The 22798-nt window shown below is 55.7% G+C and carries 22 protein-coding genes and 1 other annotated feature; of the genes, 15 read left to right on the top strand and 7 right to left on the bottom strand.

What is annotated here, in order from left to right; translation table 11 throughout:
- Positions 1-16 precede the first annotated feature (16 nt).
- The 4 genes from yidC to rpmH are packed head-to-tail and all read right to left on the bottom strand — an operon-like array spanning position 17 to position 2400.
- The gene (gene yidC / locus AC2FAP_RS17395; protein ID WP_014172300.1) at positions 17-1660 is read right to left on the bottom strand and encodes a membrane protein insertase YidC; all 1644 of its coding nucleotides are present in this window, start codon (positions 1658-1660) and stop codon (positions 17-19) included.
- A 2-nt stretch (positions 1661-1662) separates the two neighbouring features.
- Positions 1663-1920: a membrane protein insertion efficiency factor YidD gene (yidD, locus tag AC2FAP_RS17400; protein ID WP_001307474.1), complete on the bottom strand. Its 258-nt coding sequence runs from the start codon at positions 1918-1920 to the stop codon at positions 1663-1665.
- On the bottom strand, positions 1884-2243 hold the full coding sequence (rnpA, locus tag AC2FAP_RS17405; protein ID WP_014172301.1) for a ribonuclease P protein component: 360 nt from the start codon (positions 2241-2243) through the stop codon (positions 1884-1886). The genes yidD and rnpA overlap by 37 nt, the downstream gene beginning before the upstream one ends.
- Positions 2244-2259: 16 nt before the next feature.
- Positions 2260-2400: a 50S ribosomal protein L34 gene (gene rpmH, locus AC2FAP_RS17410; protein WP_000831330.1), complete on the bottom strand. Its 141-nt coding sequence runs from the start codon at positions 2398-2400 to the stop codon at positions 2260-2262.
- A gap of 600 nt (positions 2401-3000) precedes the next feature.
- Here rpmH and dnaA point away from each other — a divergent pair.
- The 4 genes from dnaA (at position 3001) to gyrB (ending at position 9164) form a co-directional block, all read left to right on the top strand.
- The gene (gene dnaA / locus AC2FAP_RS17415) at positions 3001-4398 is read left to right on the top strand and encodes a chromosomal replication initiator protein DnaA (RefSeq protein ID WP_020882755.1); all 1398 of its coding nucleotides are present in this window, start codon (positions 3001-3003) and stop codon (positions 4396-4398) included.
- A 4-nt stretch (positions 4399-4402) separates the two neighbouring features.
- On the top strand, positions 4403-5503 hold the full coding sequence (gene dnaN, locus AC2FAP_RS17420; RefSeq protein WP_014167956.1) for a DNA polymerase III subunit beta: 1101 nt from the start codon (positions 4403-4405) through the stop codon (positions 5501-5503).
- Positions 5504-5650: 147 nt separating this feature from the next.
- Positions 5651-6724, top strand: a complete 1074-nt coding sequence (gene recF / locus AC2FAP_RS17425) for a DNA replication/repair protein RecF (protein ID WP_025202644.1) — start codon at positions 5651-5653, stop codon at positions 6722-6724.
- 28 nt (positions 6725-6752) lie between these two features.
- Positions 6753-9164, top strand: a complete 2412-nt coding sequence (gene gyrB, locus AC2FAP_RS17430; RefSeq protein WP_020882753.1) for a DNA topoisomerase (ATP-hydrolyzing) subunit B — start codon at positions 6753-6755, stop codon at positions 9162-9164.
- Positions 9165-9197: 33 nt separating this feature from the next.
- Here the strand turns inward: gyrB and AC2FAP_RS17435 are convergent, their stop codons facing one another.
- Entirely contained in the window at positions 9198-10145 is a 948-nt protein-coding gene (locus tag AC2FAP_RS17435; protein WP_025202645.1) for a LysR family transcriptional regulator, read from the bottom strand.
- A 109-nt stretch (positions 10146-10254) separates the two neighbouring features.
- On the opposite strand from AC2FAP_RS17435, the gene AC2FAP_RS17440 reads away from it, so the two are divergent.
- From AC2FAP_RS17440 to AC2FAP_RS17475, 8 genes are all read left to right on the top strand, one after another.
- Positions 10255-11280, top strand: coding sequence for a zinc-dependent alcohol dehydrogenase family protein (locus AC2FAP_RS17440; protein ID WP_449541943.1), 1026 nt, complete (start codon positions 10255-10257; stop codon positions 11278-11280).
- A 113-nt stretch (positions 11281-11393) separates the two neighbouring features.
- Positions 11394-12206, top strand: a complete 813-nt coding sequence (gene yidA / locus AC2FAP_RS17445; protein ID WP_025202646.1) for a sugar-phosphatase — start codon at positions 11394-11396, stop codon at positions 12204-12206.
- Positions 12207-12432: 226 nt separating this feature from the next.
- Complete coding sequence (gene dgoR, locus AC2FAP_RS17450) at positions 12433-13122, top strand: D-galactonate utilization transcriptional regulator DgoR (RefSeq protein WP_006177594.1); 690 nt, start codon at positions 12433-12435, stop codon at positions 13120-13122.
- Positions 13119-13997: a 2-dehydro-3-deoxygalactonokinase gene (locus AC2FAP_RS17455; RefSeq protein ID WP_449541942.1), complete on the top strand. Its 879-nt coding sequence runs from the start codon at positions 13119-13121 to the stop codon at positions 13995-13997. Before dgoR ends, AC2FAP_RS17455 begins: the two co-directional genes overlap by 4 nt.
- Positions 13981-14598: a 2-dehydro-3-deoxy-6-phosphogalactonate aldolase gene (locus AC2FAP_RS17460; protein ID WP_014167963.1), complete on the top strand. Its 618-nt coding sequence runs from the start codon at positions 13981-13983 to the stop codon at positions 14596-14598. Before AC2FAP_RS17455 ends, AC2FAP_RS17460 begins: the two co-directional genes overlap by 17 nt.
- Positions 14595-15743, top strand: a complete 1149-nt coding sequence (gene dgoD, locus AC2FAP_RS17465) for a galactonate dehydratase (protein WP_014167964.1) — start codon at positions 14595-14597, stop codon at positions 15741-15743. The genes AC2FAP_RS17460 and dgoD overlap by 4 nt, the downstream gene beginning before the upstream one ends.
- A gap of 72 nt (positions 15744-15815) precedes the next feature.
- Positions 15816-17153, top strand: coding sequence for an MFS transporter (locus tag AC2FAP_RS17470; protein WP_078775102.1), 1338 nt, complete (start codon positions 15816-15818; stop codon positions 17151-17153).
- Positions 17154-17204: 51 nt separating this feature from the next.
- Positions 17205-18434, top strand: coding sequence for a YidR family protein (locus tag AC2FAP_RS17475; protein WP_449541941.1), 1230 nt, complete (start codon positions 17205-17207; stop codon positions 18432-18434).
- Positions 18435-18444: 10 nt separating this feature from the next.
- Here the strand turns inward: AC2FAP_RS17475 and AC2FAP_RS17480 are convergent, their stop codons facing one another.
- On the bottom strand, positions 18445-18762 hold the full coding sequence (locus tag AC2FAP_RS17480; RefSeq protein WP_025202651.1) for a YceK/YidQ family lipoprotein: 318 nt from the start codon (positions 18760-18762) through the stop codon (positions 18445-18447).
- Positions 18763-19010: 248 nt separating this feature from the next.
- Positions 19011-19083, top strand: a sequence feature (ROSE (Repression Of Heat Shock gene Expression) occurs in the 5'-region of heat shock genes and acts as an RNA thermometer to modulate expression.).
- Between AC2FAP_RS17480 and ibpA the strand changes: the two genes are divergently transcribed.
- The 3 genes from ibpA to AC2FAP_RS17495 all read left to right on the top strand — a co-directional run bounded on the left by ibpA (position 19077) and on the right by AC2FAP_RS17495 (position 21866).
- On the top strand, positions 19077-19487 hold the full coding sequence (gene ibpA, locus AC2FAP_RS17485; RefSeq protein ID WP_008500162.1) for a small heat shock chaperone IbpA: 411 nt from the start codon (positions 19077-19079) through the stop codon (positions 19485-19487). (Overlaps the previous feature by 7 nt.)
- Before the next feature lie 136 nt (positions 19488-19623).
- A complete protein-coding gene (gene ibpB / locus AC2FAP_RS17490) occupies positions 19624-20052 on the top strand; it encodes a small heat shock chaperone IbpB (RefSeq protein ID WP_025202652.1) in 429 nt (142 codons plus the stop codon).
- A 152-nt stretch (positions 20053-20204) separates the two neighbouring features.
- The gene (locus AC2FAP_RS17495; RefSeq protein ID WP_449541940.1) at positions 20205-21866 is read left to right on the top strand and encodes a putative transporter; all 1662 of its coding nucleotides are present in this window, start codon (positions 20205-20207) and stop codon (positions 21864-21866) included.
- Here the strand turns inward: AC2FAP_RS17495 and AC2FAP_RS17500 are convergent.
- Positions 21834-22580: a GntR family transcriptional regulator gene (locus tag AC2FAP_RS17500; protein ID WP_014167973.1), complete on the bottom strand. Its 747-nt coding sequence runs from the start codon at positions 22578-22580 to the stop codon at positions 21834-21836. The two genes, AC2FAP_RS17495 and AC2FAP_RS17500, sit on opposite strands and share 33 nt — an antisense overlap.
- Between the last annotated feature and the right edge of the window lie 218 nt (positions 22581-22798).

Raw genomic sequence — 22798 nt, forward strand, 5'->3', positions numbered from 1 at the left:
GCGTTAACTTACCGAATCAGGACTTTTTCTTTTCGCGGCTATGCAGGCCACGTTTTTCCAGACCACGGTAAATCAGCTGCTGCTGGATAATGGTCACCAGGTTGCTGACGATATAGTACAGCACCAGACCTGACGGGAACCACAGGAAGAACACGGTGAAGATGACCGGCATAAAGGTCATGATCTTCTGCTGCATCGGGTCGGTCACGGTGGTCGGCGACATCTTCTGGATGAAGAACATCGTTACGCCCATCAGGATCGGCAGGATGTAGTACGGGTCCTGTGCAGACAGGTCATGGATCCACAGGGCGAACGGCGCGTGGCGCAGCTCAACGGAACCCATCAGCATGTAGTACAGCGCAAGGAAGATTGGCATCTGAATCAGCAGCGGGAAGCAACCACCCAGTGGGTTCACTTTCTCTGCTTTATACAGGGCCATCATCTCCTGGCTCTGACGCTGTTTGTCATCGCCCAGACGCTCACGCATTGCCTGAATCTTAGGCTGCAGCATACGCATCTTCGCCATGGAGGTGTACTGCGCTTTAGTCAGCGGGTACATGATGCCACGTACGATGAAGGTGATAACGATGATGGAGAAGCCCCAGTTACCCAGGAAGCTGTGGATGAACTTCAGCAGCTTAAACAGCGGCTGAGAGATGAACCACAACCAGCCGTAGTCCACGGTCAGATCCAGGTGCGGCGCAACGGCAGCCATTTTGTCCTGGATTTCCGGACCGACCCACAGGGTGCTTGCCAGCTTACCGGTTTGACCCGGCTGTACCAGAACCGGCTGAGATTTGTAGCCAATGGCTGCAAGACCGTTACCCAGGTTCGCGGTATAGAAGTTGTTAGTACCGTCGTTCGTTGGCACCCACGCAGTGGCGAAATACTGCTGCAGCATTGCCACCCAACCGCCTTTAGCGCTGACGTTCAGGTTCTCGTTATCGGCAATGGTGTCGAATTTGTATTTCTCGTACTTCGCATCAGGCGTGGAGTACGCCGCGCCACGGAAGGTATGCAGTGCAAAGTTGCTGCTTCCGGTGTCACGGTGAGACGGCAGATTGATGGACTGCTTCAGCTGACCAAAGGTCGACAGTTCCAGCGGTTTCGCACCGGTGTTCTGAACGCTGTAGCCCACGTTCACCGCATATTCACCGCGTTTCAGGGTGAAGGTTTTGGTGAAGGTGTTGCCTGCGGCGTCGGTGTAGGTCATCGGGATAGCGATTTCGTTCTGACCATCAGCCAGTACGAAGGTCTCTTTCTCGACGTTGTACAGTGGACGCGCACCGTTAGCCGGGTTATCCGGGCCATCACGACCGGTCAGGCCGCTCTGGGCCTGGTAGATAAACTCAGGCGTGGTTTCCAGTAACTGGAACGGTTCGTTAGACTTCAGCTCTTTTGGGTAGGTCAACAGCAGCGCCTGCTCAACATCACCACCACGGGTGTTGATAGTCAGCTCAAGCACATCGGTCTTAACCGTAATCTGTTTCCCCTGGCCACTGGCCGGTACGCCCTGGTCGGCGGCGCTACCCGCTGCGGTGGTCGTAGTCTGCGTGGTCTGCTGCTGGGGTTGAGGATTTTTATCCTGCTCCCATGCCTGCCAGATCATGAAAGACACGAACAACAAAGCGATGATAAGAAGATTGCGTTGCGAATCCATCGTTAGTGTTCTCTGGTATCAAAGGGTCCTGGCGGGACGGGATCGTCTCCACCTGGGTGTAAAGGGTGGCATTTTAATACGCGTTTCACCGTCAACCAACTGCCTTTTATCACTCCAAACCTGCGCAATGCCTCAATTCCGTAGCTTGAGCATGTTGGCGTGAAACGGCAGTGCGGCCCGAGTAGCGGACTAATCAGGCGTTGATAGACCCGAATGAGGGCTATCAGGACCCGCGAGCCAGGCGACAATGGCGGCGCCATAATTTTTCCAACGCTTCCGAGAGAGCACGGTTATCGAGGTCGGCAACCCCTTTTTTAGCCACCACCACGAAATCCATTGAAGGCAGTTCGTGCTGACGTAAACGGAAGCTTTCACGCGTCAGACGTTTAATCCGATTGCGTTCATGCGCACGCTTAACGTTTTTCTTGGCGACAGTAAGACCGATGCGGGGATGCCCCAGCGAATTCAGGCGGCCGAGGATGGTGATTTGCGGCGTGCCAGCCCGTTGTGGCTGCTGGAAGACGAAAGTGAAATGAGTGGGAGTTAACAAACGTAACTCCCTGGGAAATGCTAGCTTAACCACTCAGGGGTTAGCTTTATTACTTGGAAACGGTCAGACGAGCGCGGCCTTTAGCACGACGACGTGCCAGAACCTGACGACCATTTTTAGTAGCCATACGAGCACGGAAGCCGTGAGAACGGTTGCGCTTCAGTACAGACGGTTGAAAAGTGCGTTTCATGGCGATTTCTACCTAAACTTGAATAAATTCACTGACTTTTGCGTATACCCGAACGAGTTTCGAACGACTAACGCCTCAGCGTGGGTGATTAAAGAGGCCGGATTGTAATAATTGTACACTCCGGAGTCAATTCTCTTTCCTTATTTCCCGCGTATTTCCGCACGTTTTCGCGTGGAAAATGAGCAACGGACGACGCAGGAAGATGAGCACCACGCGCCGGGTCGAGGATTATACGGCCTCCCAAACAAAGCGCAAGGATCGTCCCGGATCTTCGTTAGATCATTTAAGCAAGAAATTGTCTGTGCTCATTAATTTTTCCAATATGCGGGCTAAATCGTAGGGTACTCGCCCCAGGATCGTTTACACTTACCCGGTTTCCGATCTTCCTGTGGATAAATCGGGAAGAATCTGTGAGAAACAGAAGATCTCTGGCTCAGTTTAGGCTATGATCCGCGGTCCCGATCGGGATCCAGCGATCCTGGCCGGGTATAACCGCAGATAGCGGTTCGCACATCACCCTTTTGCACAGGGTCATGTCGATGTGCGCCAACAATCATGAATATTCAATAGTTTTCTTTTATTGTTCGAGTGGAGTCCGCCGTGTCACTTTCGCTTTGGCAGCAGTGTCTTGCCCGATTGCAGGATGAGTTACCAGCCACAGAATTCAGTATGTGGATCCGCCCCTTGCAGGCGGAACTGAGCGATAACACGCTGGCTTTGTATGCGCCAAACCGTTTTGTGCTCGATTGGGTAAGGGATAAATACCTTAATAACATCAATGGACTGCTGAATGATTTCTGCGGATCCGATGCGCCACAGCTACGCTTTGAAGTGGGAACAAAACCGGTCACGCAGACCGTGCGTGAAACGGTAAATGTGGCAATACCTGCTCAGGCAGCCCCCGCTCCGGCACCGCGCGCCCTTCCGGCGACCCGTTCGGGCTGGGACAACGTGCCTGCTCCGGCAGAGCAAACCTACCGTTCTAACGTCAATGTTAAACACACGTTCGATAACTTCGTTGAAGGTAAATCGAACCAGCTGGCGCGCGCGGCGGCACGCCAGGTTGCAGATAACCCCGGTGGTGCTTACAACCCGCTGTTCCTTTATGGCGGCACGGGTTTGGGTAAAACGCACCTTCTGCATGCGGTAGGCAACGGCATTATGGCGCGTAAGCCAAATGCGAAAGTGGTGTATATGCACTCCGAGCGCTTCGTTCAGGACATGGTAAAAGCCCTGCAAAACAATGCGATCGAAGAGTTTAAACGCTACTACCGTTCTGTTGACGCACTGCTTATCGATGACATCCAGTTCTTTGCCAACAAAGAACGATCCCAGGAAGAGTTTTTCCACACCTTTAATGCGCTGCTGGAAGGTAATCAGCAGATCATTTTGACGTCGGATCGTTATCCAAAAGAGATCAACGGCGTTGAAGATCGTCTGAAATCCCGTTTTGGCTGGGGACTGACCGTGGCGATCGAGCCACCGGAACTGGAAACCCGCGTCGCGATCCTGATGAAGAAAGCCGATGAAAACGACATTCGCCTGCCGGGTGAAGTGGCGTTCTTTATTGCCAAGCGTCTGCGCTCCAACGTCCGTGAACTTGAAGGGGCACTGAACCGCGTGATTGCCAATGCCAATTTCACCGGCCGTGCGATCACCATCGATTTTGTGCGTGAAGCGCTGCGCGATTTGCTGGCACTCCAGGAAAAATTGGTCACTATCGACAATATTCAAAAGACGGTGGCCGAGTACTACAAAATCAAAGTGGCAGATTTACTGTCTAAACGTCGTTCCCGCTCGGTGGCGCGTCCGCGTCAGATGGCGATGGCGCTGGCAAAGGAGTTAACCAACCACAGTCTGCCGGAGATCGGCGATGCGTTTGGTGGCCGTGACCATACGACCGTGCTGCACGCTTGTCGTAAGATTGAGCAGTTACGCGAAGAAAGCCACGACATAAAAGAAGATTTTTCCAATTTAATCAGAACATTATCATCGTGACGCTATGAAATTTACCGTTGAACGTGAACATTTATTAAAACCGCTGCAACAGGTGAGTGGCCCATTAGGTGGCCGCCCAACGCTGCCAATTCTCGGAAACCTGCTGCTTCAGGTCGCGGACGGTACGCTGTCGCTGACCGGCACAGATCTGGAAATGGAAATGATCGCGCGCGTTACGCTGTCTCAGCCGCATGAAGCGGGCGCGACCACTGTTCCGGCACGTAAATTCTTTGATATCTGCCGCGGGCTGCCGGAAGGCGCTGAAATTGCCGTGCAGCTGGAAGGCGACCGTATGCTGGTGCGCTCTGGCCGTAGCCGTTTCTCGCTCTCGACGCTGCCTGCCGCGGACTTCCCGAACCTGGACGACTGGCAGAGTGAAGTTGAATTCACCCTGCCGCAGGCAACGATGAAGCGTCTGATTGAAGCCACGCAGTTCTCAATGGCGCATCAGGACGTTCGTTACTACTTAAACGGCATGCTGTTCGAAACCGAAGGTGAAGAGCTGCGTACCGTGGCTACCGACGGTCACCGACTGGCAGTCTGTTCTATGCCCATTGGCGACTCGCTGCCAAACCATTCGGTGATCGTACCGCGTAAAGGGGTGATTGAGCTGATGCGTATGCTCGACGGTGGTGATACGCCACTGCGCGTGCAGATCGGCAGCAATAACATCCGTGCTCACGTGGGTGATTTTGTCTTCACATCGAAGCTGGTTGACGGTCGTTTCCCGGATTATCGCCGCGTATTGCCGAAGAACCCGGACAAAACGCTGGAAGCCGGTTGCGACAGCCTCAAGCAGGCCTTTGCCCGCGCCGCGATTCTCTCTAACGAGAAATTCCGCGGGGTGCGTCTGTATGTGAGCGAAAATCAGATCAAAATCACCGCCAACAACCCGGAGCAGGAAGAGGCAGAAGAGATTCTGGACGTCACCTATGCTGGGACTGAGATGGAAATCGGCTTTAACGTCAGTTATGTGCTGGATGTACTGAACGCGCTTAAATGCGAGAACGTTCGCATTCTGCTGACCGACTCCGTTTCGAGTGTACAGATTGAAGATGCGGCCAGCCAAAGTGCGGCTTATGTTGTCATGCCGATGAGGCTGTAGTGAACGCTATCGGGCCATCTTTCTTGCCTTTTTCAACCCGGGCTGTGCTCGCCCCTGTCTCGTACTTCGTGTACGCACCAGGGTCTGCGTGCAGTCCGCGTTGAAACGGGCTGAGCCGATTACGCCCTGGCCCGAAGAAATCCAGATATGTCACTGACGCGCCTTTTAATTAAAGATTTCCGCAATATCGAAAACGCGGATCTCGCTTTATCCCCTGGCTTTAATTTCCTGGTTGGCGCGAACGGCAGCGGTAAAACCAGCGTGCTCGAGGCCATCTACACGCTCGGCCATGGCCGGGCGTTTCGCAGTCTGCAAATTGGCCGCGTCATTCGCCACGAACAGGAAGCCTTTGTTCTGCACGGGCGTTTGCAGGGCGAGGAGCGTGAAACGGCCATCGGTCTGACCAAAGACAAGCAGGGCGACAGCAAGGTTCGTATCGACGGTACTGATGGCCACAAAGTGGCTGAGCTCGCGCTGCTGATGCCAATGCAGCTGATTACGCCGGAGGGGTTTACTTTACTCAATGGCGGCCCCAAATACAGAAGAGCCTTCCTTGACTGGGGATGCTTTCACAACGAAGCCGGTTTCTTTAACGCCTGGAGCAACCTGAAGCGCCTGCTTAAGCAGCGTAACGCTGCACTGCGCCAGGTGACACGCTACGCCCAGCTGCGCCCGTGGGACAAGGAATTAATTCCCCTTGCGGAACAAATCAGCTGCTGGCGTGCCGAATACAGCGCGGGTATCGCCGACGATATGGCCGACACCTGCAAACAGTTTTTACCTGAATTCTCTCTCACCTTCTCCTTCCAGCGCGGCTGGGAGAAAGAGACAGATTATGCCGAAGTGTTAGAGAGAAATTTCGAGCGCGACCGCATGCTGACCTACACCGCACATGGCCCGCACAAGGCGGATTTCCGCATTCGTGCCGACGGTGCGCCGGTGGAAGACACGCTGTCGCGTGGGCAGCTCAAGCTTTTGATGTGTGCGCTGCGCCTGGCGCAGGGAGAGTTTTTGACCCGCGAGAGCGGGCGACGCTGCCTGTACCTGATAGATGATTTTGCCTCGGAACTTGACGACGCGCGGCGCGGGCTGCTTGCCAGCCGCTTAAAAGCCACGCAGTCACAGGTTTTCGTCAGTGCGATTAGCGCTGAACACGTTATAGACATGTCGGACGAAAATTCGAAGATGTTTACCGTGGAAAAGGGTAAAATAACGGATTAACCCAAGTTGAAATGAGCGAGAAACGTTGATGTCGAATTCTTATGACTCCTCCAGTATCAAAGTCCTGAAAGGGCTGGATGCGGTGCGTAAGCGCCCGGGTATGTATATCGGCGACACGGATGACGGCACCGGTCTGCACCACATGGTATTCGAGGTGGTAGATAACGCTATCGACGAAGCGCTCGCGGGTCACTGTAAAGACATCGTGGTCACGATCCATGCGGACAACTCCGTCTCCGTCACCGATGACGGTCGTGGCATCCCAACCGGTATTCACCCGGAAGAGGGCGTATCGGCTGCGGAAGTTATCATGACCGTTCTGCACGCAGGCGGTAAGTTCGATGATAACTCCTATAAAGTTTCCGGCGGTTTGCACGGTGTAGGTGTGTCCGTGGTTAACGCCCTGTCGCAGAAACTGGAGCTGGTTATCCAGCGCGAAGGCAAAATTCACCGTCAGCTGTATACGCACGGCGTGCCGCAGGCACCGCTGGCTGTTACGGGTGACACCGACAAAACCGGTACCATGGTGCGTTTCTGGCCGAGCCTTGAAACGTTCACCAACGTTACCGAGTTCGAATATGAGATTCTGGCGAAACGCCTGCGTGAACTGTCGTTCCTGAACTCCGGCGTCTCGATTCGTCTGCGTGACAAACGCGACAACAGAGAAGACCACTTCCACTACGAAGGCGGTATCCGGGCATTCGTTGAGTATCTGAACAAGAACAAAACGCCAATTCACCCGAATATCTTCTACTTCTCTACCGAAAAAGACGGTATTGGCGTGGAAGTGGCGCTGCAGTGGAACGATGGTTTCCAGGAAAATATCTACTGCTTTACCAACAACATTCCACAGCGTGACGGTGGTACTCACCTTGCGGGCTTCCGTGCGGCGATGACCCGTACCCTGAATGCCTACATGGACAAAGAAGGCTACAGCAAAAAAGCGAAAGTCAGCGCCACCGGTGACGATGCCCGTGAAGGCCTGATTGCGGTTGTCTCCGTGAAGGTACCGGATCCGAAGTTCTCCTCTCAGACTAAAGACAAGCTGGTCTCTTCTGAGGTGAAATCGGCGGTTGAACAGCAGATGAACGAACTGCTGAGCGAATACCTGCTGGAAAACCCGTCAGACGCGAAAATCGTGGTTGGCAAAATTATTGATGCGGCACGTGCCCGTGAAGCGGCGCGTAAAGCCCGTGAAATGACTCGTCGTAAAGGCGCGCTGGATTTAGCTGGCCTGCCAGGCAAACTGGCTGACTGCCAGGAACGCGACCCGGCGCTGTCCGAACTGTACCTCGTGGAAGGGGACTCCGCGGGCGGTTCTGCGAAGCAGGGCCGTAACCGTAAGAATCAGGCCATCCTGCCGCTGAAGGGTAAAATCCTCAACGTAGAGAAGGCCCGTTTCGACAAGATGCTCTCTTCTCAGGAAGTGGCAACGCTGATCACCGCGCTCGGTTGCGGCATCGGCCGTGACGAGTACAACCCGGACAAACTGCGCTACCACAGCATCATCATCATGACCGATGCGGACGTCGACGGCTCGCACATCCGTACGCTGCTGTTGACCTTCTTCTATCGTCAGATGCCAGAAATTGTTGAACGTGGCCACGTCTACATTGCACAGCCACCGCTGTACAAAGTGAAGAAAGGCAAACAGGAACAGTACATCAAAGACGACGAAGCGATGGATCAGTACCAAATCGCGATCGCGCTTGATGGTGCGACCCTGCATGCGAACTCTCACGCCCCTGCACTGGCCGGTGAGCCGCTGGAGCGTCTGGTGTCCGAGTTTAACGCGGCGCAGAAAATGATTGGTCGTATGGAGCGTCGTTATCCTAAATCGCTGCTGAAGGCGCTGATTTATCAGCCAACCCTGACGGAAGCCGATCTGAGCGATGAACAGGTTGTTACCCGCTGGGTGAACACCCTGGTAACCGAGCTGAACGAGAAAGAGCAGCACGGCAGCCAGTGGAAGTTCGATGTCCAGCAGAACGCTCAGCAGCAGTTCGAACCGATTGTGCGCGTGCGTACTCACGGCGTTGATACCGATTACCCCCTGGAGCACGAGTTTGTGACCGGTCCGGAATATCGCCGTATCTGTACGCTGGGTGAGAAGCTCCGTGGTCTTATCGAAGACGATGCATTTATCGAACGTGGTGAACGTCGTCAGCCGGTAGCAAGCTTCGAGCAGGCGCTGGAATGGCTGGTGAAAGAGTCCCGTCGTGGTCTGTCTATTCAGCGTTATAAAGGTCTGGGTGAAATGAACCCGGATCAGCTGTGGGAAACCACCATGGATCCGGAAAGCCGTCGTATGCTGCGCGTGACCGTTAAAGACGCGATTGCAGCCGATCAGCTGTTCACAACCCTGATGGGCGATGCGGTTGAACCACGTCGTGCCTTTATCGAAGAGAACGCCCTGAAAGCGGCGAATATCGATATCTAAGGGTTGTTACACCGCAAGTCAGAGGCCGCGCATTTAGCGCGGCTTTTTTGTGGGCGCAGAATTATCAGCATCCAGCTCCAGCGACAGGACTGACGGTAACCGGCTGACCAGCATGTCGACCGCAATCCTGACTCGCAGGGGCAGATGCGGCGTCTGCTGCCAGACCGCGTGAACGTCGAAACGCACATCCGGTGCCTGTTTTAAGAGTGGGATGAGCCTTCCATTCTGCAGCTCTTTGCGCACCATCCAGCAGGGTAACCATGCAATACCATGCCCGGCCAGCGCTGCGTCGCAGATAGCCTGCAGATCGTCCATATTGAGGGATGAACGGGGAATTAGGGTGTGCGATGTTCCTTCGTGGTCCGCCAGTTCCCACGGTAACACCCTGCCGGCACGCAGGTAGTTAATGGCCTTATGCTGGCGTAAATCGGCAACGGTTTCAGGCTGGCCGTTATTTCTCAGGTATTCCGGCGCGGCGCACAGCACCATTCGGTGTTCCCCCAGGCGTCTGGCGACCAGCATGGTGCTGTCCGGCAGTGCGCCGTTTCGCACCGCCATATCAAACCCTTCCTCGACGATATCCACTACGCGATCGCTGAATGACATTTCCAGCTCAAGGGCAGGATGCTCCTGCGTCAAGGCTATCAGCAGCGGGGCGATGCACTGGCGACCAAACAGCACCGGCATGGCAACACGCAGGCGGCCACTCACCTGATGTTTCCCTGTTTCCAGCAGCGACTCCGCGCCACGGATTTCCTGGAGTGCTCGCAGGCAGCGTTCATAAAAAAGGGCACCGTTATCGGTCAGGCTTTGGCTACGCGTTGTACGCTGAAACAGGCGTACCCCCAGCCGCGCTTCAAGGCGAGCAATGCTTTTCCCTACCGCCGAGCGCGACAAATGCAAACGCACCGCGGCCTGAGCAAAACTGCCTGCCTCTACGGCGGCGACAAAAACGGGAATATCCTTCAGCGTATCGGTCATGGATTGTCGTTCTTCAGGAATCAATAGTGGGAAAAGGTATCGCCACTGGCGACCATGAGTCAACGTTAGACTGTCAGTACTGAAGTGCATTTGATAACAGGAGAAAAAGATGACAGAGATGATGCAACGCTGGTCAATGGACGCCCTTGGGCGCGAAAACCTCAGACTCACTCAGGCACCTGTTCCCCAGCCGGGCCCGGGTGAAGTGCGCGTGCGGGTGAACGCTGTTGCGCTCAACTATCGCGATAAAATGATCATTGAAGGCAACATGCCGATCGCGCTCACCTTCCCGTTTACTCCGGCATCTGACATGGCAGGCGTGGTGGACAGTACGTGTGAAGGCGTTACCCGCTTTAAACCCGGTGCTCGCGTCATCTCCACCTTCTCTCCGGAGTGGGTCGACGGTAAACCGAAAGGCGACGCCCGCAATTTGCCCTACCAGACGCTGGGCGGTTATTTTCAGGGGATGCTGTCTGAATACGTGATCATGCGTGAAAACTGGCTGGTGGCCGCCCCGGAAACGCTGGATGACGCAGAGGCCAGCACCTTACCCTGCGCGGGGCTTACCGCATGGTTTGCGCTGGTGGAGCGCGGACAGTTACGTGCCGGACAGTCGGTGCTGGTGCAAGGCACTGGCGGTGTCGCAATCTTCGCGCTGCAAATCGCCAAAGCACACGGTGCAGAAGTTTTTGTGACGTCGGGCAGTGATGAAAAACTGGCGCTGGCTAAAACGCTCGGTGCCGATCGGGGCATCAACCGGCTTAAAGGGAACTGGGCTGACGAGATTTACGCGCTGACGCAGGATCGCGGTATCGACCATATTATTGAAACCGTTGGCGGGGAGAACCTGAGACATTCCCTGCGGGCCGTTGCCGTTCACGGGCGCATATCCGTCATTGGCGTGTTGGCCGGGAGTGAAATCTCGCTGCCTGCCAGCGAACTCTTGCTGAAATCACCGGTGATTCAGGGGATTGGCGTCGGGCACCGCCGTGCGCTGGAAGATTTTGTCCGCGCAGTCGATGTCACGGGGCTGAAACCGGTGATTGAACACCGCTACCGTTTTAACCAGCTTGAAGAGGCGCTTGTACACCTCGACCGCGGTGCTTTTGGCAAAATAGTCCTCACCCGCGAGTAAGCCGTTATCCCCGGGACAGGCGTAAAAGGGGGCTTTTGTTGCGCAATGTAGCTCTATTTTTGTGGGCTTAATCGCGTTAGCATGAGGCAGCACTCATTTATCCCGGGGACCCTATGGCTATCAAACTTATTGCTATCGACATGGACGGCACGCTGTTGCTGCCAGACCACACTATTTCTCCAGCCGTTAAAAACGCGATTGCCGCTGCGCGCGCAAAAGGCGTGAATGTGGTACTGACCACTGGTCGTCCGTATGCGGGCGTGCACAGCTACCTGAAAGAACTGCACATGAATCAGCCGGGCGATTACTGCATTACCTATAACGGTGCGCTGGTACAGAAGGCGGCGGATGGCAGCACGGTGGCGCAAACCGCGCTGAACTATGACGATTACCTGTTCCTGGAAAAACTGTCCCGCGAGGTCGGTTCCCATTTCCACGCGCTCGATCGCAATACGCTCTATACCGCTAACCGTGATATCAGCTATTACACCGTACATGAATCCTATGTCGCGACGATCCCACTGGTGTTCTGCGAAGCTGAGAAAATGGATCCGAGCACCCAGTTCCTGAAAGTGATGATGATTGATGAGCCTGACATCCTGGATAAAGCGATTGCGCGCATTCCGGCTGAGGTAAAAGAGAAATACACCGTGCTGAAAAGTGCGCCGTACTTCCTCGAAATCCTGGATAAACGCGTCAATAAAGGCACCGGTGTGAAATCGCTGGCAGATACGCTGGGCATCAAACCGGAAGAGATCATGGCGCTGGGCGATCAGGAAAACGACATTGCGATGATTGAATATGCGGGCATGGGTGTGGCAATGGACAATGCGATCCCGTCCGTGAAAGACGTGGCCAATTTCGTGACCAAATCTAACCTCGAAGACGGCGTTGCCTACGCGATCGAGAAATTTGTTCTGCAGTAACAGCGTTTCACGCTCATCAGCCTCGGTTATCAACCGGGGCTTTTTTTAGCGCTGAATTTATCAAATTGTTCTTTTTGTGATCTGGATTGTAGTACAACATTAATTGATTGTACTACATTACAGCCACGGTAATGACGAAAGGCGTCACGTTTGTACTGCAAAAGTGAGGCGAAATTCAGCGGTCGAGGTAAAGTAGTCCTGAACATACAGAGCATAAGGACTCTCCATGACTCTCAATAAAACCGATCGCATCGTCATCACGCTGGGCACCCAGATCGTGGGTGGAAAGTACGTTCCCGGTTCACCGCTGCCTGCTGAGGCAGAGCTGTGTGAGGAGTTTGAAACCTCGCGCAACATCATTCGGGAAGTGTTTCGCTCGCTCATGGCAAAGCGGCTGATTGAAATGAAGCGCTACCGCGGCGCCTTTGTCGCCCCGCGTAATCAGTGGAACTACCTCGACACCGATGTCCTGCAGTGGGTGCTGGAAAACGACTACGACCCAAGGCTGATTGGCGCAATGAGTGAGGTACGAAACCTGGTAGAGCCGGCCATCGCCCGTTGGGCTGCGGAACGTGCAACGTCAGGAGACCTGGCTCAGATTGAGTCCGCCCTGAACGACATGATTGCCAATAACCAGAACCGGGATGCGTTCAACGAAGCGGACATCCGCTATCACGAAGCGGTGCTGCAGTCGGTCCATAACCCGGTATTACAGCAGCTTAGCGTTGCCATCAGCTCGCTACAGCGCGCGGTATTTGAACGAACCTGGATGGGCGATGAGGCCAACATGCCAAAAACGCTCCAGGAACATAAAGCGCTGTTCGATGCTATCCGGCATCAGGACGGCGATGCGGCAGAGCAGGCGGCACTCACGATGATCGCCAGCTCGACACGAAGGTTGAAGGAAATCACATGACATCTCGCTACATCGCTATTGACTGGGGATCGACCAATCTGCGCGCCTGGCTGTATCAGGGCGAGCAGTGCCTGGAAAGCAGGCAATCAGAAGCAGGCGTGACGCGCCTGAACGGTAAATCCCCCGAGGCGGTGTTAGCAGAGGTGACACACAACTGGCGCGAGGGCGCCACGCCGGTGGTCATGGCGGGCATGGTGGGCAGTAACGTGGGCTGGAAGGTCGCGCCTTATCTGCCCGTACCTGCCGCGTTCGCTGCCATTGGCGAGCAGTTAACGTCCGTTGGTGACAATATCTGGATTATTCCAGGATTGTGCGTTTCTCGGAACGATAACCACAATGTGATGCGCGGCGAAGAGACCCAGCTCCTTGGCGCGCGCACGCTCTCTCCTTCTTCTGTCTACGTCATGCCCGGCACGCACTGTAAATGGGTGCAGGCCGACGCTGAGCACATCCACGATTTTCGCACCGTGATGACCGGTGAGCTGCACCACTTGCTGCTGACGCACTCGCTGGTGGGCGCGGGGTTACCGGAGCAGGACGCTTCGCCCGAGTCCTTTGCCGCCGGGCTGGAGCGGGGTATCGCCAGCCCTGCCGTTTTGCCGCAACTTTTTGAAGTTCGCGCTTCGCATGTACTGGGCACGCTTCCCCGTACGCAGGTCAGCGAATTTTTATCGGGCCTGTTGATTGGCGCGGAAGTCGCCAGCCTGAGCGAGCAGTTCGCCGAGCAACAGACCATCACCCTCGTCGCGGGTTCATCGCTGACCTCTCGCTACCGCCAGGCGTTCAATGCCATCGGGCGGGACGTGGCAGCGGTAGAAGGCGACACGGCATTTCAGGCAGGAATAAGGAGCATCGCTCATGCAGTGGCAAACTAATCTTCCCCTCATCGCTATCCTGCGCGGCGTCACGCCCGACGAGGTATTAGCGCACGTAGGTGCGGCGATCGACGCCGGTTTTGACGCCGTGGAAATACCGCTTAATTCCCCAGAGTGGGAAAAGAGCATCCCGGCGGTCGTGGACGCGTTTGGTGATAAGGCGCTGATTGGCGCTGGCACCGTTCTGCAACCGGAGCAGGTGGACCAGCTTGCGCAGATGGGCTGCAGGCTGATTGTGACGCCGAATATTCACCCTGAGGTGATCCGCCGCGCAGTGGGCTACGGCATGACCGTCTGCCCGGGATGCGCAACGGCAACAGAAGCGTTCGCGGCTCTCGATGCGGGCGCGCAGTCGCTCAAAATTTTCCCGTCATCGGCTTTTGGTCCGGCCTATATCAGCGCGCTGAAAGCGGTATTGCCCGCCAGCGTACCGGTCTTTGCGGTGGGGGGCGTGACGCCAGAAAACCTGGCGCAGTGGATCAACGCAGGTTGTGTCGGGGCGGGTCTGGGCAGCGATCTCTATCGCGCCGGGCAATCCGTCGAACGTACCGCACAGCAGGCGGCCGCATTTGTGAAAGCGTATCGAGAGGCAGTGAAATGAAAATAACCAAACTCACCACGTACCGTTTACCGCCGCGTTGGCTGTTCCTGAAAATCGAAACCGATGAAGGCGTGGTCGGCTGGGGCGAACCGGTCATTGAAGGGCGTGCGCGTACCGTGGAAGCGGCGGTGCATGAGCTGGGCGAGTACCTGACAGGACAAGATCCTGCCCGCATCAACGACCTGTGGCAGGTGATGTACCGCGCGGGTTTCTACCGGGGCGGACCGGTTCTGATGAGCGCCATCGCCGGTATCGACCAGGCGTTATGGGATATCAAAGGCAAAGTGCTGAATGCCCCGGTCTGGCAGCTGATGGGCGGCCTGGTGCGCGACAAAATCAAAGCCTACAGCTGGGTGGGCGGCGACCGTCCCGCGGAAGTGATCGACGGTATCAGGCAGTTGCGCAATATTGGTTTTGACACCTTTAAACTGAACGGCTGCGAAGAGATGGGCGTCATCGACAACGCACGGGCGGTAGACCGCGCGGTAAATACCGTGGCGCAGATCCGTGAAGCGTTCGGCAACGAGATTGAGTTTGGCCTGGACTTCCACGGTCGCGTCAGCGCGCCGATGGCCAAAGTGCTGATTAAAGAGCTGGAGCCGTACCGTCCGCTGTTTATCGAAGAGCCGGTGTTGGCCGAGCAGGCGGAGTACTACCCGAAACTGGCCGCACAGACGCATATCCCGATTGCCGCCGGTGAGCGCATGTTCTCGCGCTTCGAGTTCAAACGCGTGCTGGAAGCTGGCGGCCTGGCGATATTGCAGCCGGATCTGTCGCATGCCGGCGGCATCACGGAATGCTACAAAATCGCCGGGATGGCGGAAGCCTACGACGTGGCGCTGGCACCGCATTGTCCGCTGGGGCCGATCGCACTGGCAGCCTGTCTGCACGTCGACTTTGTCTCGCGCAACGCGGTGTTCCAGGAACAGAGCATGGGCATTCACTATAACAAGGGCGCGGAACTGCTCGACTTTGTGAAAAACAAAGATGATTTCAGCATGGAAGGCGGTTTCTTTAAACCGTTAACGAAGCCGGGCCTTGGCGTGGATATCGACGAAGCCAAAGTCATTGAGCTGAGTAAAAACGCGCCTGACTGGCGCAACCCGTTATGGCGTCATGAAGATGGCTCTGTCGCTGAGTGGTAATTCAGCCTAAGCACATCGCCACTAAAAAGTAATTTCAACAATAACAAACACACCCTCTGTAAATTACAGGGCATGGTGAGCGGCTTCGCTATGCCCAAAATCTGGAGACAGATTGCGATGGATATTCCTGTTACTGCTGCAAAAACCGGGCGTCGGCGCTACCTGACGCTGGTCATGATTTTTATTACTGTGGTCATCTGTTACGTTGACCGCGCCAACCTTGCCGTGGCTTCAGCCCATATTCAGGAGGAGTTTGGGATCAGCAAAGCGGAAATGGGCTACGTCTTTTCGGCGTTTGCCTGGCTGTATACGCTGTGCCAGATCCCCGGCGGCTGGTTCCTTGACCGCGTCGGCTCGCGCCTGACCTATTTCATTGCCATCTTCGGCTGGTCGGTGGCGACCCTGTTCCAGGGCTTTGCCACCGGGCTGATGTCGCTGATTGGCCTGCGTGCGATCACCGGGATTTTCGAAGCCCCGGCGTTTCCGACCAATAACCGCATGGTGACCAGCTGGTTCCCGGAGCATGAACGCGCCTCGGCCGTTGGGTTCTACACCTCCGGGCAGTTTGTCGGCCTGGCATTCCTGACGCCGCTGCTGATCTGGATCCAGGAACTGCTGAGCTGGCACTGGGTCTTTATTGTGACCGGGGGGATCGGCATTATCTGGTCGTTGATCTGGTTCAAGGTCTATCAACCGCCGCGTCTCACCAAAAGTATCAGCAACGCTGAACTGGACTATATCCGCGACGGTGGCGGTCTGGTGGATGGCGATGCGCCGGTGAAAAAAGAGGCGCGTCAGCCGCTGACCAAAGCCGACTGGAAGCTGGTTTTCCACCGCAAGCTGGTGGGGGTTTATCTGGGGCAGTTCGCGGTGACCTCCACGCTGTGGTTCTTCCTGACCTGGTTCCCGAACTATCTGACCCAGGAAAAAGGCATCACCGCGCTGAAGGCGGGCTTTATGACCACCGTACCGTTCCTGGCGGCCTTCTTTGGTGTGCTGCTTTCCGGCTGGCTGGCGGACAGGCTGGTGAAAAAAGGGTTCTCGCTGGGTGTCGCGCGTAAAACGCCTATTATCTGCGGGCTGCTGATCTCCACCTGCATCATGGGTGCAAACTACACCAACGATCCGGTCTGGATTATGACGCTGATGGCGATTGCGTTCTTCGGGAACGGTTTTGCCTCCATCACCTGGTCGCTGGTCTCCTCGCTGGCCCCGATGCGCCTGATTGGTCTGACCGGTGGCGTGTTCAACTTTGTCGGCGGCCTGGGGGGGATCACGGTTCCGCTGGTCATCGGTTATCTGGCTCAGGACTATGGCTTTGGCCCGGCACTGATCTATATCTCCGCAGTGGCCTTGCTCGGTGCGCTCTCCTACATCCTGCTGGTGGGTGACGTCAAACGTGTAGGCTAATTCCCCGCAATGTTTTACCCTGATGCGATAACTGCGCATCAGGGTAACGCCATGAAACAAATCACCTTCGCCTCCCGTCATCACCAGCTTACCAATATCAATACCTGGACGCCGGACAGCCAGTGGCTGGCCTACGATGTGCGTCCGTCCGGCGCATCGTTCACCGGTGAAACCATTGAGCGGGTCAATGTTATTACGGGTGACGTCGAGGTGATCTATCGCGCCAGTCACGGTGCGCATGTTGGCGTGGTGACCGTTCATCCGCAGCAGGACAAATATGTCTTTATCCACGGCCCGGAAAACCCGGATGCAGACTGGCACTACGATTTTCATCATCGTCAGGGCGTGGTTGTACACAACGGTCAGGTGAGTAACCTGGATGCCATGGATATCACGCCGCCTTATACCGCAGGCGCGCTGCGTGGCGGCAGCCACGTGCACGTTTTTAGCCCTGACGGACAGTTCGTGAGCTTTACCTACAACGACCATGTATTGCATGAGCGTGACCCGAAGCTCGATTTACGCAACGTCGGCGTCGCAGCGCCTTTTGGCCCGGTGACGCCGCAAGGGACGCATCCACGTGAATATTCCGGCACCTTCTGGAGCGTGCTGGTGAGCCGCACGACGCCCGCGCCTCAGCCCGGCAGCGATGAGATCAACCGAGCCTATGAAGAGGGCTGGGTGGGCAATGACAGGCTGGCGTTTATCGGCAATACCGTGTCTGCGACAGGCGAGAAAGTGCCAGAACTGTTTATTGTGGATCTGCCCAACGACGAGCAGGGATGGAAACGCGCGGGCGATGCGCCGCTGCAGGGGACTCCTGAGACGCTGCCTGCGCCCCCGGCGGGTGTCATGCAGCGCCGGCTGACCTTTACCCACCAGCGGGCTTTCCCGGGGCTGGTAAACGTGCCGCGTCACTGGGTGCGCTGTAACCCGCAGGGGACGCAGATTGCGTTTCTGATGCGTGATGATAAGGGCATTGTGCAGCTGTGGCTTATCGCTCCAGAAGGCGGTGAACCACGCCAGTTGACGCATAACGAAAGTGACATTCAGTCGGCATTTACCTGGCACCCAGCCGGTCACCGTCTTGGATTTGTGCTGGAAGAGCGGATTGCCTGCTGTGATGCGCAAACCGGAGAGGTGACGTTTTTGACGTCCGATCACGGCAATCCACCGTCTGGTGATGCGGTCGTGTTTTCCCCGGACGGGCGTTTTATTGCATGGATGGAAGAGACAGAAGGTTTCCGTCAGCTTTGGCTAACGGAAACCGGGCAGCGTTAACGCGTTGGCGTTAAGCGGGCGGAATGACGGAATTGGTGGCCAGATTTTGCTGCTCGCTTTTCTCTACCCGCGAGCGCACGGAGCTGTCCTTACGGAACATATCCCACGGCAGCAAAAGCGTATCGGCCACAGCCGTAAACGGCATATCCAGGATGACCAGGGATTTTGTGCCCCAGTTGGTATCGTCATCGGAGATCATCTCAGCGCTGGCACGCGTCCCCGGATATGTTCCTTCTTTACCGCCGGTGTGAGACATCACGCTCGAACACCCGCAAAGTAAAACAACCCCGCTGAACGTCGTCAGCTTTATCAGAACATTTTTCATCATCACTCAGTCATCGTTAATGGCACTGCATAAACCTGCAACTCAGGGTTATAGCGAGCCTCGTTCAAAATGGATAGCCCGATAACCCCGCACTGTGGCAGCCATCGCAATTTAACCCTTTGTGCTGTTGTCCCAGTCTAAGCGAGATGCACGAAAGTGCAAAAAAAAGTGCGCCTGCTGCGCTTGAAAAGACCGGTTCTAGACCCATTTTAAGAATGTAACCCGATAACGAACACGCCTGAGGGGTGTTCAGGGGCACACTGGCCTGTCCATGGTGGAAGGCTACAATTTCTCGCTGATTTCAGGAGCTTTTATTTATGCGTAACTTCGATCTTTCCCCGCTATACCGTTCTGCAATTGGTTTTGACCGCCTGTTTAACCATTTAGAAAATAACCAAAGCCAGAGCAACGGCTACCCTCCATACAATGTTGAACTGGTTGATGAAAACCACTACCGCATCGCCATTGCCGTCGCCGGTTTTGCAGAGAACGAACTGGAGATCACCGCGCAGGACAACCTGCTGGTGGTGAAAGGTTCACATACGGCCGAGCAGAAAGAACGCACCTACCTTTATCAGGGTATCGCCGAGCGCAACTTTGAACGCAAGTTCCAGTTAGCCGAGAACATTCACGTGAAAGGCGCGAACCTGGTCAACGGCCTGCTGTTTATCGAACTGGAACGTGTGATTCCGGAAGAGAAAAAACCGCGCCGTATCGAGATCAACTGATTATGCGGGTCGCGCGAGCGGCCCACCCAGAATTGCTTGCCGTAATGGGAGCATATGTGAATCCATGAGGATTTGCAGGAACAACTGCGCACAAAAATAAACTGTGCCGAACTCGCTTCTCAGAAGGAGATTTAGTATGCGTAACTACGATTTATCCCCCCTGCTGCGTCAGTGGATTGGTTTTGACAAACTGGCTAATGCCCTGCAAAGCACCACCGAGCAACAGACGTTTCCGCCGTACAACATCGAAAAAAGCGATGACAACCACTATCGCATCACCCTTGCGCTGGCCGGGTTCCGCCAGGACGATCTGGATATTCAGCTCGAAGGCACGCGCCTGACCGTGAAAGGTACGCCGGAAAAACAAGAAACCGAGACCAAATGGCTGCACCAGGGCCTGGTTAATCAGCCGTTTAGCCTGAGCTTTACTCTGGCTGACCATATGGAAGTGTCCGGCGCGACATTTACCAACGGGCTGCTGCATATCGACCTGACCCGCAACGTGCCGGAAGCCATTGCACCGCAGCGTATCGCCATTAGCGAGCGTCCTGCGCTGAACAGTTAACCCTCTGCGGGTTGTTGCCTCTCCCACAGGGAGAGGATGAAAAGATAACGCCCTGCCCCGGCAGGGCTTTTTTGTGCGCCATCACCCATACAACCGCGTGCGGCTCTGAGAGAATCCGTAGCATAACTAAGGTTATGCACAGGAAGTGGATCATGAGTGATATCGCGTTAACCGTTAGCGTGTTGGCCCTGGTCGCAGTGGTGGGTCTGTGGATTGGCAATGTTAAAATCCGCGGCGTCGGATTTGGGATAGGCGGGGTGCTGTTCGGCGGGATTTTTGTCGGCCATTTTGCCGACCAGCTTGGGCTGGTGCTCAGCGCCGAAATGCTCCATTTCATCCAGGAATTCGGTCTGATCCTCTTCGTCTACACCATCGGTATTCAGGTGGGGCCTGGCTTTTTCGCTTCCCTTCGGGTCTCCGGATTACGGCTGAACCTGTTTGCCTTCGGCATTGTGGTGATGGGAGGGCTGGTCACCGCCATTCTGCATAAGCTCTTCGATATTCCGCTGCCGGTGGTGCTGGGTATTTTCTCCGGGGCGGTCACCAATACGCCTGCACTGGGTGCGGGTCAGCAAATTCTGCGCGATCTTGGCATCTCTCCCGGTATTGTCGACCAGATGGGGATGAGCTACGCCATGGCCTATCCGTTTGGGATTTGCGGCATTCTGCTCTCCATGTGGCTGGTGCGGGTACTCTTTCGCATTAACGTCGAAAACGAGGCGAAAGACCACGAAAACACGCTCACCAACGGCCATATGCCGATCAAAACCATCAACATTCGCGTCGATAACCCCAACCTCAACAATATGGCGATTCAGGATGTGCCGATCCTGAACAGCGCCAATATTATCTGCTCGCGCCTTAAACGTGACGATATGCTGATGGTACCCGCGCCCGGGACCATTATTCAGCAGGGTGACCTGCTGCACCTGGTCGGACAGCCCGGGGATTTAAACAACGCGCGGCTGGTGATTGGCCAGGAGGTGGAGACCTCACTTTCCACACGCGGCACCGATATGCGCGTAGAGCGCGTCGTGGTGACCAACGAGCACGTGCTTGGCAAGAAAATACGCGATTTGCAGGTTAAAGAGCGCTATGACGTCGTGATCTCCCGTCTTAACCGTGCTGGGGTGGAACTGGTCGCCAGCCCGGAAGCCAGCCTGCAGTTCGGCGATATCCTGAACCTGGTTGGGCGCCCGTCATCCATTGATGCGGTAGCGGACATGGTGGGTAACGCCCAGCAAAAACTGCAGCAGGTGCAGATGTTGCCGGTCTTTATCGGTATCGGGCTGGGAGTGCTGCTTGGCTCTATTCCGCTGTATGTCCCGGGTTTTCCGGTTGCGCTCAAGCTGGGCCTGGCGGGTGGACCGCTGATTATGGCACTGATCCTCGGGCGTATCGGCTGTATCGGTAAGCTCTACTGGTTTATGCCGCCAAGCGCCAACCTGGCGCTGCGCGAGCTGGGGATTGTGCTGTTTCTGGCGGTGGTCGGCCTGAAATCCGGGGGCGATTTTATCGATACCCTGGTGAAGGGCGAGGGGATGAGCTGGGTCGGCTACGGGATATTTATCACGGCGATTCCGCTCCTGACGATGGGGATCCTGGCGCGGATGTTCGCCAAAATGAACTATCTGACGCTCTGCGGCATGCTCGCCGGATCAATGACTGACCCACCCGCACTGGCCTTTGCCAACAACCTGCACGCCACCAGCGGCGCGGCGGCGCTGTCATACGCCACGGTCTACCCGCTGGTGATGTTCCTGCGTATTATTACCCCGCAGCTACTGGCGGTGCTGTTCTGGGGGATGAGTTAGCAGATCGTCCGGGTGGATGCGCCGCAGATGGTAGTCCACCTGGTAATCACGGGTATTACGGAACATCACGGAATAATTGAGAAATTCGCCGCTGTCGCTGTAGGAGAGAGACGTTATCCGCAGCAGCGGCGTCTGTTCCGGCAGGTTCAGGTAACCGGCGAGCTGTTTATCTGCCAGCACCGGCGTCAGGCTCTCGTAGTTGCCGCTGATGGTTATTCCGCACTCCTTCTCGATGTAATCAAACTTCGACCCCTCCAGATGTGCCAGTGAAAGCGTGCGGAACAGCTTCACGGGCATAAAGCTGTCCTCCAGCATCAGGGGCTTTCCGTCGACATAACGCACCCGGCGCGAGAAGTAGATACGCTCATCCACCTGAATGCGGAGCTGGCTGGCGATAGCGGGCGGGGCGGGCATCACTTCGAACTGTAGCACCTTGCTCTGCACCTCTTTTCCCTGCTGGCGCAGCACCTCCACCAGCCCGGTCAGATTGGTGGTTTCGTGGTGGACATCTTTACGCGCCACGAATGTCCCGCTACCGTGTCGGCGTTCAACCAGCCCCCAGTTCACCAGCAGATCCAGCGCCTTTCGAATGGTCATCCGCGCCACGCCAAACTCCTGCGCCAGCGCTTTCTCACCCGGCAGCGGACTCCCGATATTGTAGTCCGACGAATTCAGCCGCAGCCGCAACCTGTCAGCGATAGATTTGTAGATCACCAGTAGACCTCTCTGCCCGTATTAACGCGTGGATTGCGTCCTGACATGTCCATATTAACAACGAAAAGTAGACCTGACTGGTCAAAATAAAACCATGAATGCGATCACGAATCGCAGCGGCATGCCATGTTCGCCCATGGGTAAATTCTTATGCTCACTTCAGGCCCAGCAAAAAATCATAAAGGCCTCTACCCCCTACAGGTTGTCACGTGAGGATT

Source organism: Enterobacter cloacae complex sp. 394I7 (assembly GCF_057320345.1).

What these genes read in the sequence shown, in the direction of transcription:
- yidC (WP_014172300.1), bottom strand. Translation starts at nt 1,660, where the DNA reads ATGGATTCGCAACGCAATCTTCTTATCATCGCTTTGTTGTTCGTGTCT.
- yidD (WP_001307474.1), bottom strand. Translation starts at nt 1,920, where the DNA reads ATGGCGCCGCCATTGTCGCCTGGCTCGCGGGTCCTGATAGCCCTCATT.
- rpmH (WP_000831330.1), bottom strand. Translation starts at nt 2,400, where the DNA reads ATGAAACGCACTTTTCAACCGTCTGTACTGAAGCGCAACCGTTCTCAC.
- dnaN (WP_014167956.1), top strand. Translation starts at nt 4,403, where the DNA reads ATGAAATTTACCGTTGAACGTGAACATTTATTAAAACCGCTGCAACAG.
- recF (WP_025202644.1), top strand. Translation starts at nt 5,651, where the DNA reads ATGTCACTGACGCGCCTTTTAATTAAAGATTTCCGCAATATCGAAAAC.
- gyrB (WP_020882753.1), top strand. Translation starts at nt 6,753, where the DNA reads ATGTCGAATTCTTATGACTCCTCCAGTATCAAAGTCCTGAAAGGGCTG.
- AC2FAP_RS17435 (WP_025202645.1), bottom strand. Translation starts at nt 10,145, where the DNA reads ATGACCGATACGCTGAAGGATATTCCCGTTTTTGTCGCCGCCGTAGAG.
- AC2FAP_RS17440 (WP_449541943.1), top strand. Translation starts at nt 10,255, where the DNA reads ATGACAGAGATGATGCAACGCTGGTCAATGGACGCCCTTGGGCGCGAA.
- yidA (WP_025202646.1), top strand. Translation starts at nt 11,394, where the DNA reads ATGGCTATCAAACTTATTGCTATCGACATGGACGGCACGCTGTTGCTG.
- dgoR (WP_006177594.1), top strand. Translation starts at nt 12,433, where the DNA reads ATGACTCTCAATAAAACCGATCGCATCGTCATCACGCTGGGCACCCAG.
- AC2FAP_RS17455 (WP_449541942.1), top strand. Translation starts at nt 13,119, where the DNA reads ATGACATCTCGCTACATCGCTATTGACTGGGGATCGACCAATCTGCGC.
- AC2FAP_RS17460 (WP_014167963.1), top strand. Translation starts at nt 13,981, where the DNA reads ATGCAGTGGCAAACTAATCTTCCCCTCATCGCTATCCTGCGCGGCGTC.
- dgoD (WP_014167964.1), top strand. Translation starts at nt 14,595, where the DNA reads ATGAAAATAACCAAACTCACCACGTACCGTTTACCGCCGCGTTGGCTG.
- AC2FAP_RS17470 (WP_078775102.1), top strand. Translation starts at nt 15,816, where the DNA reads ATGGTGAGCGGCTTCGCTATGCCCAAAATCTGGAGACAGATTGCGATG.
- AC2FAP_RS17475 (WP_449541941.1), top strand. Translation starts at nt 17,205, where the DNA reads ATGAAACAAATCACCTTCGCCTCCCGTCATCACCAGCTTACCAATATC.
- AC2FAP_RS17480 (WP_025202651.1), bottom strand. Translation starts at nt 18,762, where the DNA reads ATGATGAAAAATGTTCTGATAAAGCTGACGACGTTCAGCGGGGTTGTT.
- ibpA (WP_008500162.1), top strand. Translation starts at nt 19,077, where the DNA reads ATGCGTAACTTCGATCTTTCCCCGCTATACCGTTCTGCAATTGGTTTT.
- ibpB (WP_025202652.1), top strand. Translation starts at nt 19,624, where the DNA reads ATGCGTAACTACGATTTATCCCCCCTGCTGCGTCAGTGGATTGGTTTT.
- AC2FAP_RS17495 (WP_449541940.1), top strand. Translation starts at nt 20,205, where the DNA reads ATGAGTGATATCGCGTTAACCGTTAGCGTGTTGGCCCTGGTCGCAGTG.